This window comes from Escherichia sp. XD33 (assembly GCF_019375075.1).
In the GTDB taxonomy this organism is placed as follows: Bacteria; Pseudomonadota; Gammaproteobacteria; order Enterobacterales; family Enterobacteriaceae; genus Enterobacter; species Enterobacter flexneri_A.
Genome location: NZ_JAENDM010000018.1, coordinates 42,546 through 57,854 on the forward strand (window position 1 = coordinate 42,546; position 15,309 = coordinate 57,854).

At 53.0% G+C, this 15,309-nt stretch carries 11 protein-coding genes; 7 read left to right on the plus strand and 4 right to left on the minus strand.

Annotation, left to right across the window (positions count from 1 at the left end; genetic code table 11):
• Window positions 1-258 precede the first annotated feature (258 nt).
• The 7 genes from yjcS to yjcO all read left to right on the plus strand — a co-directional run bounded on the left by yjcS (window position 259) and on the right by yjcO (window position 10,420).
• Window positions 259-2,244, plus strand: coding sequence for an alkyl sulfatase YjcS (gene yjcS, locus K0778_RS12650; protein ID WP_001066021.1), 1,986 nt, complete (start codon window positions 259-261; stop codon window positions 2,242-2,244).
• Between the two features lie 208 nt (window positions 2,245-2,452).
• Window positions 2,453-2,728 (plus strand): YtcA family lipoprotein, encoded by a 276-nt coding sequence (locus K0778_RS12655; protein ID WP_001295389.1) that lies wholly within the window; start codon window positions 2,453-2,455, stop codon window positions 2,726-2,728.
• An 18-nt stretch (window positions 2,729-2,746) separates the two neighbouring features.
• A complete protein-coding gene (gene mdtN / locus K0778_RS12660) occupies window positions 2,747-3,778 on the plus strand; it encodes a multidrug efflux transporter periplasmic adaptor subunit MdtN (protein ID WP_000446378.1) in 1,032 nt (343 codons plus the stop codon).
• Window positions 3,778-5,829 carry a multidrug efflux transporter permease subunit MdtO gene (mdtO, locus tag K0778_RS12665; protein WP_001275207.1) on the plus strand — a complete coding sequence of 684 codons (2,052 nt, stop codon included), beginning with the start codon at window positions 3,778-3,780 and terminating at the stop codon, window positions 5,827-5,829. Before mdtN ends, mdtO begins: the two co-directional genes overlap by 1 nt.
• Complete coding sequence (gene mdtP, locus K0778_RS12670; protein ID WP_063084650.1) at window positions 5,826-7,292, plus strand: multidrug efflux transporter outer membrane subunit MdtP; 1,467 nt, start codon at window positions 5,826-5,828, stop codon at window positions 7,290-7,292. Before mdtO ends, mdtP begins: the two co-directional genes overlap by 4 nt.
• 197 nt (window positions 7,293-7,489) lie before the next feature.
• Window positions 7,490-9,637, plus strand: a complete 2,148-nt coding sequence (fdhF, locus tag K0778_RS12675) for a formate dehydrogenase subunit alpha (RefSeq protein ID WP_077625433.1) — start codon at window positions 7,490-7,492, stop codon at window positions 9,635-9,637.
• Window positions 9,638-9,730: 93 nt separating this feature from the next.
• On the plus strand, window positions 9,731-10,420 hold the full coding sequence (gene yjcO / locus K0778_RS12680; protein ID WP_000719886.1) for a Sel1 family TPR-like repeat protein YjcO: 690 nt from the start codon (window positions 9,731-9,733) through the stop codon (window positions 10,418-10,420).
• Between the two features lie 529 nt (window positions 10,421-10,949).
• Here the strand turns inward: yjcO and gltP are convergent.
• The 4 genes from gltP to K0778_RS12700 all read right to left on the minus strand — a co-directional run bounded on the left by gltP (window position 10,950) and on the right by K0778_RS12700 (window position 15,292).
• Entirely contained in the window at window positions 10,950-12,263 is a 1,314-nt protein-coding gene (gltP, locus tag K0778_RS12685; RefSeq protein WP_000835799.1) for a glutamate/aspartate:proton symporter GltP, read from the minus strand.
• A gap of 341 nt (window positions 12,264-12,604) precedes the next feature.
• Window positions 12,605-13,201: a heme lyase NrfEFG subunit NrfG gene (gene nrfG / locus K0778_RS12690; RefSeq protein ID WP_000812892.1), complete on the minus strand. Its 597-nt coding sequence runs from the start codon at window positions 13,199-13,201 to the stop codon at window positions 12,605-12,607.
• Window positions 13,198-13,581, minus strand: a complete 384-nt coding sequence (gene nrfF / locus K0778_RS12695) for a heme lyase NrfEFG subunit NrfF (RefSeq protein ID WP_000033487.1) — start codon at window positions 13,579-13,581, stop codon at window positions 13,198-13,200. The genes nrfG and nrfF overlap by 4 nt, the downstream gene beginning before the upstream one ends.
• On the minus strand, window positions 13,574-15,292 hold the full coding sequence (locus K0778_RS12700) for a heme lyase CcmF/NrfE family subunit (protein WP_071586153.1): 1,719 nt from the start codon (window positions 15,290-15,292) through the stop codon (window positions 13,574-13,576). The genes nrfF and K0778_RS12700 overlap by 8 nt, the downstream gene beginning before the upstream one ends.
• Window positions 15,293-15,309 lie beyond the last annotated feature (17 nt).

Consider the following 15,309-nt stretch of genomic DNA (forward strand, 5'->3'; position numbering starts at 1 on the left):
ACAGTAGCGCAATGTCCCGCTGTGCCAACGACAGGTACAATATATATAATAAACACATAAAACGACTCATATTATTTTCTGCAATGATAGTTTTACTGTAATTTCCCTCTTCAGCACAAATGCCTAATAAAATGGCGCGTTCCGCTCACACTTCCACTTATTAAAGTCGCAATTTCCCAATTATGATAACGCCAGCTTTAAATGACGTATTTTGCATGGATTACATATTTACGACATAAATGATAAATGGAGATTTATATGAATAACTCTCGGTTATTCCGTTTGAGCAGGATTGTTATTGCGTTAACTGCCGCCAGCGGCATGATGGTAAATACCGCTAACGCGAAAGAGGAAGCGAAAGCCGCCACTCAATATACCCAACAGGTTAATCAGAATTACGCCAAATCATTACCGTTTAGCGATCGTCAGGATTTTGACGATGCCCAGCGTGGATTTATCGCCCCGCTGCTGGATGAAGGTATTCTGCGTGATGCGAACGGTAAAGTTTACTACCGCGCGGACGATTACAAATTTGATATTAATGCCGCAGCGCCGGAAACCGTAAACCCCAGCCTGTGGCGTCAGTCGCAAATCAACGGTATTTCTGGCCTGTTCAAAGTCACCGATAAAATGTATCAGGTGCGCGGCCAGGATATCTCTAACATTACGTTCGTTGAGGGCGAGAAAGGCATTATTGTTATCGACCCGCTGGTGACGCCGCCTGCCGCAAAAGCCGCACTTGACCTTTACTTCCAGCATCGTCCGCAAAAACCGATTGTTGCCGTTATCTACACTCACAGCCACACCGACCACTATGGTGGCGTGAAAGGCATTATCTCTGAAGCCGATGTTAAATCCGGCAAAGTTCAGGTGATTGCCCCTGCAGGCTTTATGGACGAAGCCATCAGCGAAAACGTGCTGGCGGGTAACATCATGAGCCGCCGTGCGCTCTACTCTTACGGTCTGTTACTGCCGCACAACGCGCAAGGCAACGTGGGTAATGGCCTTGGCGTGACGCTGGCAACGGGCGACCCGAGCATTATTGCACCGACTAAAACTATCGTCCGAACTGGCGAGAAGATGATTATCGACGGCCTGGAGTTTGACTTCCTGATGACCCCAGGTAGCGAAGCGCCAGCCGAAATGCACTTCTATATTCCGGCCCTGAAAGCCCTGTGTACCGCCGAGAACGCCACGCATACCCTGCACAACTTCTACACTCTACGCGGCGCGAAAACCCGCGACACCAGCAAGTGGACCGAGTATCTGAACGAAACGCTGGATATGTGGGGTAACGACGCGGAAGTCCTGTTTATGCCGCACACCTGGCCGGTCTGGGGCAATAAGCATATCAATGATTATATTGGTAAATATCGCGATACTATCAAGTACATTCACGACCAGACCCTGCACCTGGCGAACCAGGGCTACACCATGAATGAAATCGGCGACATGATTAAGCTGCCGCCTGCACTTGCCAATAACTGGGCCAGCCGTGGCTATTACGGTTCTGTCAGCCACAACGCCCGCGCGGTGTATAACTTCTATCTTGGCTATTACGACGGTAACCCGGCTAACCTGCATCCGTATGGTCAGGTGGAGATGGGTAAACGTTACGTGCAGGCGCTGGGCGGTTCTGCCCGTGTCATCAACCTGGCGCAAGAAGCGAACAAGCAAGGTGATTACCGCTGGTCGGCAGAACTGCTGAAACAGGTGATTGCCGCCAACCCGGGTGACCAGGTCGCGAAGAATCTGCAAGCGAATAACTTTGAACAGCTGGGCTATCAGGCCGAGTCCGCCACCTGGCGCGGTTTCTACCTGACCGGCGCGAAAGAGCTGCGCGAAGGGGTGCATAAGTTCAGCCACGGCACCACCGGTTCCCCGGACACCATTCGCGGGATGTCGGTCGAAATGCTGTTCGACTTTATGTCCGTTCGCCTCGATAGCGCGAAAGCCGCGGGTAAAAATATCAGCCTGAACTTCAATATGGGCAACGGCGATAACCTCAACCTGACGCTGAACGATAGTGTGCTTAACTACCGGAAAACGCTGCAACCGCAAGCCAACGCCTCTTTCTACATCAGCCGTGAAGATCTGCACGCCGTGCTGACCGGACAGGCAAAAATGGCGGATCTGGTAAAAGCGAAGAAAGCCAAAATTATTGGCAATGGCGCGAAACTGGAAGAAATTATTGCCTGTCTGGATAATTTCGATTTGTGGGTGAATATCGTAACCCCAAATTAATGCCACTCGCTTTTGGGGGCGCTGAAGCCCCCAAAAGCATTTATTTTAAAAATATATACAACCAATTAATACATAAAATATATAAGTTATGAATGCGGTGGCTGAATAAAGCTATTTTTATTCATCAAGAAAATAGCCATACTGACGCCTTCAATGGATATTGATATTCACTACAGATATTGTTCGCAGCAGACAGGATGTATTTAATATGCCAACAGTTCTCTCTCGCATGGCGATGCAACTCAAAAAAACAGCCTGGATAATTCCCGTCTTCATGGTTTCGGGATGCTCATTATCTCCGGCAATCCCGGTGATCGGCGCTTATTATCCCAGCTGGTTTTTCTGCGCCATTGCCAGCCTTATTTTGACGCTCATCACGAGGCGAGTTATTCAGCGGGCAAATATCAATCTGGCATTTGTCGGAATTATTTATACCGCCCTTTTTGCTCTCTACGCCATGCTGTTCTGGCTGGCATTTTTCTAATCTATTTGAGACGCGCTCATGGAAAGTACGCCGAAAAAAGCTCCTCGCAGTAAATTCCCTGCTCTGTTAGTGGTTGCGTTGGCGCTGGTTGCCCTTGTTTTCGTTATCTGGCGCGTAGACAGTGCGCCATCAACTAATGACGCTTACGCGTCAGCAGATACCATTGATGTGGTACCGGAAGTCAGCGGCCGCATTGTAGAACTGGCGGTCACCGACAACCAGGCAGTCAAACAGGGCGATTTGCTGTTCCGCATCGACCCGCGCCCGTACGAAGCCAATCTGGCGAAAGCTGAAGCCTCCCTCGCGGCGCTGGATAAGCAAATTATGCTCACCCAGCGTAGCGTTGACGCGCAACAGTTTGGTGCCGACTCGGTTAATGCCACGGTAGAAAAAGCCCGTGCCGCCGCGAAACAGGCCACAGATACATTACGCCGCACCGAGCCATTACTGAAAGAAGGTTTTGTCTCAGCGGAAGATGTTGACCGTGCAAGAACGGCGCAGCGCGCCGCAGAAGCGGATCTTAATGCCGTATTGTTACAGGCGCAGTCAGCCGCCAGCGCCGTCAGCGGCGTGGATGCATTAGTTGCCCAGCGTGCGGCGGTCGAAGCGGATATTGCCCTGACCAAACTGCATCTGGAAATGGCGACCGTTCGCGCGCCGTTTGATGGCCGGGTCATTTCCCTCAAAACCTCCGTCGGGCAATTTGCTTCTGCCATGCGCCCTATTTTTACCCTAATCGACACTCGTCACTGGTATGTGATCGCCAACTTCCGCGAAACCGATCTGAAAAATATTCGCTCAGGTACACCCGCAACGATTCGCCTGATGAGTGACAGCGGCAAAACCTTCGAGGGTAAAGTGGATTCGATTGGCTACGGCGTGCTACCGGATGACGGCGGCCTGGTGCTGGGCGGCCTGCCGAAAGTGTCTCGTTCTATTAACTGGGTCCGCGTTGCCCAGCGTTTTCCGGTCAAAATCATGGTCGATAAACCTGACCCGGAAATGTTCCGCATCGGCGCTTCGGCAGTCGCTAATCTTGAGCCGCAATAATGAGCGCGCTCAACTCCCTGCCATTACCGGTGGTCAGGCTGCTGGCGTTCTTTCATGAAGAGTTAAGCGAGCGGCGACCAGGTCGCGTGCCGCAGACCGTGCAACTCTGGGTAGGCTGCCTGCTGGTGATTCTGATCTCGATGACCTTTGAGATCCCTTTTGTGGCGTTATCGCTGGCAGTGCTGTTTTACGGTATTCAGTCGAACGCGTTTTACACCAAATTTGTCGCGATCTTGTTTGTGGTTGCCACGGTGCTGGAGATCGGCAGCCTGTTTTTGATCTACAAATGGTCATACGGCGAACCGTTGATCCGATTGATCATCGCCGGACCGATCCTGATGGGCTGCATGTTTTTGATGCGCACCCATCGCTTGGGGCTGGTCTTTTTCGCCGTCGCCATTGTCGCTATTTACGGGCAAACCTTCCCCGCCATGCTCGACTATCCGGAAGTGGTCGTGCGCTTAACGCTGTGGTGTATCGTTGTTGGCCTCTATCCAACCTTGCTGATGACGTTAATCGGCGTGCTGTGGTTTCCCAGTCGTGCCATTTCGCAAATGCATCAGGCGCTTAATGATCGGCTTGATGATGCCATTAGTCACCTGACAGACAGCCTCGCACCGCTACCCGAAACGCGGATTGAAAGAGAGGCGCTGGCGCTACAAAAACTCAATGTCTTTTGCCTCGCGGACGATGCCAACTGGCGAACTCAAAACGCATGGTGGCAAAGCTGCGTGGCAACGGTAACCTACATTTACTCGACGCTGAATCGCTACGATCCCACCTCTTTTGCTGATTCTCAGGCAATTATTGAATTCCGACAAAAATTAGCTTCAGAAATCAACAAGCTGCAGCATGCCGTTGCTGAAGGTCAGTGCTGGCAAAGCGACTGGCGGATCAGTGAAAGTGAAGCGATGGCGGCACGGGAATGTAACCTGGAGAATATCTGCCAGACGTTGTTACAACTGGGTCAGATGGACCCGAATACGCCGCCAACGCCCGCAGCCAAACCGCCATCAATGGCCGCCGATGCTTTTACCAATCCAGACTATATGCGCTACGCGGTAAAAACGCTGCTCGCCTGTTTGATCTGTTACACCTTTTACAGCGGCGTGGACTGGGAAGGCATTCACACCTGTATGCTGACATGCGTGATCGTCGCTAACCCAAATGTCGGTTCGTCGTACCAGAAGATGGTGCTGCGTTTTGGCGGGGCCTTTTGCGGCGCGATTCTGGCGCTGTTATTCACGCTACTGGTCATGCCCTGGCTGGACAATATTGTCGAATTGCTGTTTGTGCTGGCACCGATTTTCCTGTTGGGCGCATGGATTGCCACCAGCTCTGAACGCTCTTCTTATATCGGCACACAGATGGTGGTCACCTTCGCGCTCGCCACGCTCGAAAACGTTTTTGGCCCAGTGTACGACCTGGTGGAAATTCGCGATCGCGCCCTGGGTATCATCATTGGTACCGTGGTGTCCGCGGTGATTTACACCTTTGTCTGGCCTGAAAGTGAAGCGCGCACACTGCCGCAAAAACTGGCTGGCACGCTGGGTATGTTAAGTAAAGTAATGCGGATCCCACGCCAGCAGGAAGTCACGGCTCTGCGCACTTATCTGCAAATTCGTATCGGTCTGCATGCGGCGTTTAATGCCTGTGAAGAGATGTGCCAACGCGTGGCGCTGGAGCGTCAACTGGACAGCGAAGAACGCGCATTACTGATTGAACGTTCGCAAACGGTTATTCGTCAGGGCCGCGATCTTCTTCACGCCTGGGATGCCACCTGGAACTCGGCGCAGGCGCTGGATAACGCACTACAGCCGGACAGAGCAGGTCAGTTTGCCGACGCCCTGGAGAAATACGCTGCCGGTCTGGCAACCGCACTCAGCCGTTCTCCTCAAATAACGCTTGAAGAGACACCCGCCTCTCAGGCCATCCTGCCCACCTTATTAAAACAGGAGCAACACGTCTGCCAGCTTTTCGCCCGCTTGCCAGACTGGACAGCCCCGGCATTAACGCCCGCCACGGAACAGGCACAAGGAGCCACGCAATGATCAATCGTCAACTTTCACGTCTGCTGTTGTGCAGCATTCTCGGCAGCACGACGCTGATTTCCGGCTGTGCCCTGGTACGTAAGGATTCTGCACCTCATCAACAGCTCAAACCGGAACAAATCAAACTGGCCGACGATATTCATCTTGCCAGCTCCGGCTGGCCGCAGGCGCAGTGGTGGAAACAACTCAATGACCCGCAGCTGGATGCGCTGATCCAACGGACGCTAAGTGGTTCACACACCCTCGCCGAAGCGAAACTGCGGGAAGAAAAAGCGCAGTCCCAGGCCGATTTGTTAGATGCCGGTTCACAATTACAGGTCGCAGCGTTAGGGATGCTCAACCGCCAACGTGTCTCGGCGAACGGCTTTTTAAGCCCTTATTCAATGGATGCGCCAGCACTGGGTATGGACGGGCCGTACTATACGGAAGCCACAGTAGGTTTGTTTGCCGGACTGGATCTTGATTTGTGGGGTGTGCATCGCTCAGCGGTTGCCGCCGCCATTGGCGCGCATAATGCCGCGCTGGCAGAAACCGCAGCAGTAGAGCTATCGCTGGCCACGGGCGTAGCGCAGCTTTATTACAGTATGCAGGCCAGCTATCAGATGCTCGATCTGTTAGAACAAACTCACGATGTGATTGATTACGCGGTGAAAGCGCACCAGAGTAAAGTGGCGCACGGTCTGGAAGCGCAAGTGCCTTTCCACGGCGCGCGGGCACAGATTCTGGCGGTCGATAAACAAATTGTTGCCGTCAAAGGGCAAATCACCGAAACGCGAGAATCTCTGCGTGCATTGATTGGCGCGGGAGCCAGCGATATGCCGGAGATCAGACCGGTGGCATTACCGCAAGTCCAGACCGGCATTCCGGCGACACTCTCTTATGAGTTGCTCGCCAGACGCCCGGATCTGCAAGCCATGCGCTGGTATGTTCAGGCGTCATTAGATCAGGTGGATTCCGCGCGGGCGTTGTTCTATCCGAGCTTTGATATCAAAGCGTTTTTCGGTCTGGACTCCATCCATCTGCATACCTTATTCAAAAAAACCAGTCGCCAGTTCAACTTCATCCCGGGTCTGAAATTGCCGCTGTTTGACGGTGGACGGTTGAATGCCAATCTCGAAGGCACGCGCGCCGCCAGCAACATGATGATTGAACGTTACAACCAGTCAGTACTGAACGCGGTGCGTGACGTTGCCGTCAACGGCACGCGTCTGCAAACGCTCAACGACGAGCGAGAAATGCAGGCTGAACGCGTGGAAGCCACGCGCTTTACCCAGCGCGCTGCCGAGGCCGCCTATCAGCGCGGCTTAACCAGCCGCTTACAGGCCACCGAAGCCCGGTTGCCAGTGCTTGCCGAAGAGATGTCATTACTGCTGCTGGACAGCCGCCGGGTGATCCAAAGCATTCAGTTGATGAAATCGCTGGGCGGCGGGTATCAGGCAGGTCCCGTCGTCGAGAAAAAATAAAATGTCTGCCGCGTGATGGCTGTCACGCGGTATTTCGTTTCGTCACGTCAAAACTGACGACAGCCTGTTTTTCGTCAGAGTTTTGAATAAATAGTGCCCGTAATCTCAGGGAATGACCCCACATAAAATGTGGCATAAAAGATGCATACTGTAGTCGAGAGCGCGTATGCGTGATTTGATTAACTGGAGCGAGACCGATGAAAAAAGTCGTCACGGTTTGCCCCTATTGCGCATCAGGTTGCAAAATCAACCTGGTCGTCGATAACGGCAAAATCGTCCGGGCGGAGGCAGCGCAGGGGAAAACCAACCAGGGTACCCTGTGTCTGAAGGGTTATTATGGCTGGGACTTCATTAACGATACCCAGATCCTGACCCCGCGCCTGAAAACCCCCATGATCCGTCGCCAGCGTGGCGGCAAACTCGAACCTGTTTCCTGGGATGAGGCACTGAATTACGTTGCCGAGCGCCTGAGCGCCATCAAAGAGAAGTACGGTCCGGATGCCATCCAGACGACCGGCTCCTCGCGTGGTACGGGTAACGAAACCAACTATGTAATGCAAAAATTTGCGCGCGCCGTTATTGGTACCAATAACGTTGACTGCTGCGCTCGTGTCTGACACGGCCCATCGGTTGCAGGTCTGCACCAATCGGTCGGTAATGGCGCAATGAGCAATGCTATTAACGAAATTGATAATACCGATTTAGTGTTCGTTTTCGGGTACAACCCGGCGGATTCCCACCCAATCGTAGCGAATCACGTAATTAACGCTAAACGTAACGGGGCGAAAATTATCGTCTGCGATCCGCGCAAAATTGAAACCGCGCGCATTGCTGACATGCACATTGCACTGAAAAACGGCTCGAACATCGCGCTGTTGAATGCGATGGGCCATGTCATTATTGAAGAAAATTTGTACGACAAAGCATTCGTCGCTTCCCGTACAGAAGGCTTTGAAGAGTATCGTAGAATCGTTGAAGGCTACACGCCGGAGTCGGTTGAAGATATCACCGGCGTCAGCGCCAGTGAGATTCGTCAGGCGGCACGGATGTATGCCCAGGCGAAAAGCGCCGCCATCCTGTGGGGCATGGGTGTAACCCAGTTCTACCAGGGCGTGGAAACCGTGCGTTCTCTGACCAGCCTCGCGATGCTGACCGGTAACCTCGGTAAGCCACATGCGGGTGTTAACCCGGTTCGTGGTCAGAACAACGTACAGGGTGCCTGCGATATGGGCGCGCTGCCGGATACGTATCCGGGATACCAGTACGTGAAAGATCCGGCTAACCGCGAGAAATTCGCCAAAGCCTGGGGCGTGGAAAGCCTGCCAGCGCATACCGGCTATCGCATCAGCGAGCTACCGCACCGCGCAGCGCATGGCGAAGTGCGTGCCGCGTACATTATGGGCGAAGATCCGCTGCAAACTGACGCGGAGCTGTCGGCAGTACGTAAAGCCTTTGAAGATCTGGAACTGGTTATCGTTCAGGACATCTTTATGACCAAAACCGCGTCGGCGGCGGATGTTATTTTACCGTCAACGTCGTGGGGCGAGCATGAAGGCGTGTTTACTGCGGCTGACCGTGGCTTCCAGCGTTTCTTCAAGGCGGTTGAACCGAAATGGGATCTGAAAACGGACTGGCAAATCATCAGTGAAATCGCCACCCGTATGGGTTATCCGATGCACTACAACAACACCCAGGAGATCTGGGATGAGTTGCGTCATCTGTGCCCGGATTTCTACGGTGCGACTTACGAGAAAATGGGCGAACTGGGCTTCATTCAGTGGCCTTGCCGCGATACTTCAGATGCCGATCAGGGGACTTCTTATCTGTTTAAAGAGAAGTTTGATACCCCGAACGGTCTGGCGCAGTTCTTCACCTGCGACTGGGTAGCGCCAATCGACAAACTCACCGACGAGTACCCGATGGTACTGTCAACGGTGCGTGAAGTTGGTCACTACTCTTGCCGTTCGATGACCGGTAACTGTGCGGCACTGGCGGCGCTGGCTGATGAACCTGGCTACGCACAAATCAATACCGAAGACGCCAAACGTCTGGGTATTGAAGATGAGGCATTGGTTTGGGTGCACTCGCGTAAAGGCAAAATTATCACCCGTGCGCAGGTCAGCGATCGTCCGAACAAAGGGGCGATTTACATGACCTACCAGTGGTGGATTGGTGCCTGTAACGAGCTGGTTACCGAAAACTTAAGCCCGATTACGAAAACGCCGGAATACAAATACTGCGCCGTGCGCGTCGAGCCGATCGCCGATCAGCGCGCCGCCGAGCAGTACGTGATTGACGAGTACAACAAGTTGAAAACTCGCCTGCGCGAAGCGGCACTGGCGTAATACCGTCCTTTCTACAGCCTCCTTTCGGAGGCTGTTTTTTTATCCATTCGAACTCTTTATACTGGTTACTCCCTACCCAATCGTATTATCAAAATGAAAAAAATTATCGCATTGATGTTGTTTTTGACATTCTTTGCCCACGCCAACGACTCCGAGCCTGGCAGCCAGTATTTAAAGGCAGCAGAGGCCGGGGACCGACGCGCACAATATTTTCTTGCCGACAGCTGGTTTAGCTCCGGCGATTTGAGCAAAGCCGAATATTGGGCACAGAAAGCCGCCGACAGCGGTGATGCTGATGCCTGCGCGCTGCTGGCGCAGATCAAAATCACCAATCCGGTCAGTCTGGACTATCCACAAGCAAAAGTTCTTGCAGAGAAAGCGGCGCAAGCGGGCAGTAAAGAAGGTGAAGTAACGCTGGCGCATATTCTGGTAAATACTCAAGCGGGTAAACCGGATTATCCAAAGGCAATTTCGCTGTTAGAAAACGCCTCGGAAGATCTGGAGAACGACTCTGCCGTCGATGCCCAAATGCTGCTTGGTTTGATTTACGCCAACGGCGTGGGCATTAAGGCCGACGATGACAAGGCAACCTGGTATTTCAAACGCAGCTCTGCAATTTCCCGAACCGGTTATTCCGAGTACTGGGCGGGAATGATGTTCTTAAACGGTGAAGAAGGTTTTATCGAGAAGAACAAGCAAAAGGCGCTGCACTGGTTGAACCTGAGCTGTATGGAAGGGTTTGATACCGGGTGTGAAGAGTTTGAAAAATTAACCAACGGTTAAGATAGGCCTGATAAGACGCGGCAAGCGTCGCATCAGGCATTGATGTCGGATGCGGCGTAAACGCCTTATCCGACCTACAAAATCACGCTAAATCAGGCTATTGCGCTGTCTGGCGTAGGCCTGATAAGACGCGTTAAGCGTCGCATCAGGCGTTGATGTCGGATGCGGCATAAACGCCTTATCCGACCTACAAAATCACGCTAAATCAGGCTATTGCGCTGTCTGGCGTAGGCCTGATAAGACGCGGCAAGCGTCGCATCAGGCGTTGATGTCGGATGCGGCGTAAACGCCTTATCCGACCTACAAAATCACGCTAAATCAGGCTATTGCGCTGTCTGGCGTAGGCCTGATAAGACGCGTTAAGCGTCGCATCAGGCGTTGATGTCGGATGCGGCATAAACGCCTTATCCGACCTACAAAATCACGCTAAATCAGGCTATTGCGCTGTCTGGCGTAGGCCTGATAAGACGCACCAGCGTCGCATCAGGCATCCACACATTGCCGGGTGGATATCCCCGGCAATCTTCAATTATTGATCCGCAGTTTTATCAAATTTACCCAGCACTTCACGCTCATAAGCCAGCGCCTTTTTGCGGTCAAATTTGTGTTCCCACTTGGCAATCACCAGCACCGCCAGCGCATTACCCACAACGTTCAGCGCAGTACGCGCCATGTCGAGGATACGGTCAACACCGGCAATAAACGCCAGACCTTCCAGCGGAATACCTACGCTACCCAGCGTTGCCAGCAACACCACAAACGACACTCCCGGCACGCCAGCAATCCCTTTCGAGGTCACCATCAGCGTCAGCACCAGAATGATTTCCTGCCAGATGGACAGGTCAATGCCATACAGCTGAGCGATGAAAATAGCGGCAATACTTTGATACAGCGTCGAACCATCAAGGTTAAAAGAGTAACCGGTCGGCACCACGAAGCTGGTGATCGACGCCGGTGCTCCGTAGGCTTCCATCTTCTCAATAATTCGCGGCAGTACGCTTTCAGAGCTGGCAGTGGAGTACGCCAGAATCAGCTCATCTTTCAGAATACGAATCAGGATCCAGACGCTTAACCCGCACAGGCGCGCCACAATTCCCAGCACTACCAGCGCGAAGAACAGAATGGCGAAATGCACCAGCAGCACCAGTTTCGCCAGTGGCCACAGAGAAGAGAAACCAAAGTTAGCCACCGTCACCGCAATCAGCGCAAACACACCCACCGGTGCATAACGCATCACCATGTGAGTCACTTTAAACATGGTTTCAGAGATGGAGCGGAACACGGTCACCAGCGGTTCACGATGCGTCGCGGGCAGGGAGGAAAGCCCCAGACCAAACAGCACCGAGAAGAAGATGATCGGCAGCATTTCGCCTTTCGCCATCGACGCCACAATGTTCGTCGGCACCAGCGACAAAATCGTGCCCATAATGCCGTGGGAACTGCTTTGTACCGCTTCCGTAGTGCTCTGATATTTCGAGATATCGACGGTCGCCAGCTGCGACATATCCACCCCGGCACCGGGCTGGAAGACGTTCGCCAGAGTGATCCCCAAAATGATGGCGACGGTGGTGATCACCTCGAAGTAAATAATGGTTTTCGCGCCAATACGCCCGAGCTGTTTGGCATCACCAACACCCGCGATACCCACCACCAGCGTGGAGATCACAATCGGCACAACAATCATTTTGATCAGATGGATGAAGATATCACCCGCCGGAGAGAGCAAATTGACGACCAGCCAGTCGCGGCTGTCGCTATGGTAGTGCAGGTAGCTTCCCAGGAGAATGCCCAGCACCATAGCAAACAGAATCTGCCAGGCCAGGCTGAATTTTATACTTTTCATCAGAATAACTTCCTCAATGGAGCGCCGTTCCCCGTTCAGAAACGCGAGAACGTGACATACTGCCAGGGCATGAATTGTGTTGCGTTGGTTTGTAGATTTTTTTAACGCTTATGATCAGTATCATTTGCGCGGTATGTTGCGCAACCCTTTAACAACAGAGCTTTTCGCTGCATTAATGCATAATAACGCGAGTTTATGGCAGGATTAATGAATAACCATTTGTTATGGAAAGATTTTTATTTGTTTAATCTGCAATAATACTGATTAGTGATTATTTTTGGCATATGTTCATTCGATTATTTTTTATGCAGCTCAATGACATAATCTTCATCACCAGATGATTAATCCGATCTCCGCTGCAACAGTTTCGCCATATTAATCGACTCGACCAGCTGTGTCCGGTTGATCCGGGGTGAGTTGAGATCCATCACTTTTTGCCATAGTTCGATGGCTTGCGCGTAATTCGCCTGCATAAACGCATCGGAAGCCAGCAGCATCAGAGCGGTGATTTCGTTAGAGTCCAGCGCGAGGGCTTTGTCGATCATTGCGCGAGTCTGGGCGGTCATATGCTGGCTGGCCTGGTAATAAAGCACCGTCGCCAGCGCCGCATACAGTTCAGCGTTCTCACCATGTAGTTGCAACGCCTGACGATACGCCAGCAGCGAATTGCTGTAATCGTTTTGCCACAGATAGTACTCGCCCAGTAACGCCCACTGTTCGCTGTTTTGTGGATTAGCGCGGATTTTATCCTGTAATGCCTGAAGCTGCGCTTCCGGGGTTTGCTGGCTGGCAAACTGATGTAGCGGATCGCGCTGACGCTGATACTCCGCACGTACCGCCTGCCATTTTGGGCTTAACAGATAACTGCCGACACAGAGAAATACCATCAATATTGTGAGTGTTGTCAGCATTTTCACCGGTATTTTGGGCTGTTTCATCGCTTCGCCCTCACTCGCCAGAGGATCAGTGCCATCAGTAGTAACAACACCACTGGCAGCGCCCATAACACCAGCGTCTGACCCGTTAACGGTGGGTTATAGCGAACAAAATCTCCGTAGCGTTCGGTCATCCAGCCAATGATTTCGACTTCGTTCTTCCCCTCCGCCACCATGCTGTAAACCTGATGGCGCATACTGACTGCCACCGGCGCATTGGATTCCAGTAAGTTTTGATTCTGGCACTGCGGACAACGTAACTGGCTGGCAATATTTAACGCCTGTTCCTGTTGTTGCGGATTAGCGAATTGCCAGGTGTCTACAACCTGAGCGCGCGCAAAACAGGTAAATAACAGCAGTAGCGTGAGAAGTCCTTTACTCATCGCGCTTCCTCCCCCGCCATCCGCTTAATAATGCGCCTGCAATCATCAACAATCCTCCTCCCCAGATCCAGCGCACACCGCTTTGTACATACAAACGAAAAGCGTAACGATCCAGCCCAGTTTTCTCCCCCATGACCGCATACCAGTCATGGATGCCGTTCCAGCGAATTGACGGTTCCATCATTTGCTGACGACGAGCTTCGTAAAAACGCCGCTCCGGCGTTAATTCACCAATGCGTTGCTGATGGTCAAACAGCGCCACTATCGCTTTTTCGCTGGTGTAATTGCCTTTGGCTTGCAGATCGAGGCGCTCAAAACGGAAGGTGTATCCTGCCAGCGTCACCGGCTGACCCGGCTGTAAATTCAGGCTGATTTCCTGACGGCTGACGCTGGAAACCACGACCCCAGCGGCAAATAACAGCACGCCCGCATGAGCTACCAGCGCCGGAAGCTGCGCGCGTTTGCCAGAGACAAACGTCGCCAGCACAATCACCACCAGCATCAACAGACCAAACGGTAACGTCGCGCGGTTAAAATAAGGTGCGCCAACGGAGAGGCGTCCCCAGCCCAGCAGGCCGTAAATCATCGGATAAAGCGTTCCCACCAGCACGATCAGTAGCACTGCGCAAAACAGCAACAGCGTAGCGAGGATTAACATTTCCCGCGATAACCCCGAAAAACGCACCGCCGGGCCACCGTCCCGCGCTCGCCAGCCATACAGAGCCAGAGACGCAAGGCTAATCAGTGCAAACAGGCTGAACAACGGCACGGCGCGGACGTTATCCAGCGCGAACGCATGAACCGAAACCAGAATGCCAGAACGGACAATTAAGGTGCCCAGCAGCGACAGCATCAGAGTAACTATCGCCAGCAGCAGCGACCAGTGGCGGAAAATCCCCCGCTGACGTGTCAGAGATAAACTGTGCAGCAGCGCAGTGGCAGAAAGCCAGGGTAATAAAGAGGCGTTTTCCACCGGATCCCAGAACCACCAGCCGCCCCAGCCCAGTTCGCAATAGGCCCACCAGGAACCGAGAATGATCCCCGCCGTTAATGCGCTCCAGCCAGGTAGTGCCCAGCGCCAGCAAATTCGGGCGCAGGCACCATCAAACTCGCTGCGCAGTAAACTCGCCAGCGCCACGCTCGCCGCCACCATCAAACCGCCATACCCGAGATAAAGCAGCGGTGGATGAAAGATAAGACCGGGATGTTGCAGCATCGGATTGAGATCGCGGCCTTCGATTGCTGGTGGAAATATCCGCACGAAGGGATCGGACCACAGCACCACAAACAGTAGCAGTGCGGCGAGCATGAGAGATAAAACGGCTAGCGTCAGCGGAAATAGCGGATCGGTTTGCTGCCGATAATGCCAGGCAAACAGCGCGCTCCAGGCGGAAAGCAGCAGCACCCAAAGCAGCAGCGAACCTTCATGGCCGCCCCACACCGCTGCCAGCTTGAGTTCCCACGACAGCAGGCTGTAGCTATGTTGCGCGACATAAATGACCGAGAAATCGCTGATGAGAAAACAATACGTCAGTACGCCAAAGGCGAGCAGCAGGAGCGCGAACTGCGCCAGAATGCCGATGCAAGTGAGTCGCATCATGGCAGGCCAGCGCAACCGCACTCCCGCAAAGGCCGTCAACGGGGTCAACACGTTGACCCCGAGACTTAACAACAACGCCAGAAAACCGACTTCAGGAAGGAATACGTCCAGAAACCACCTCTTTTCTG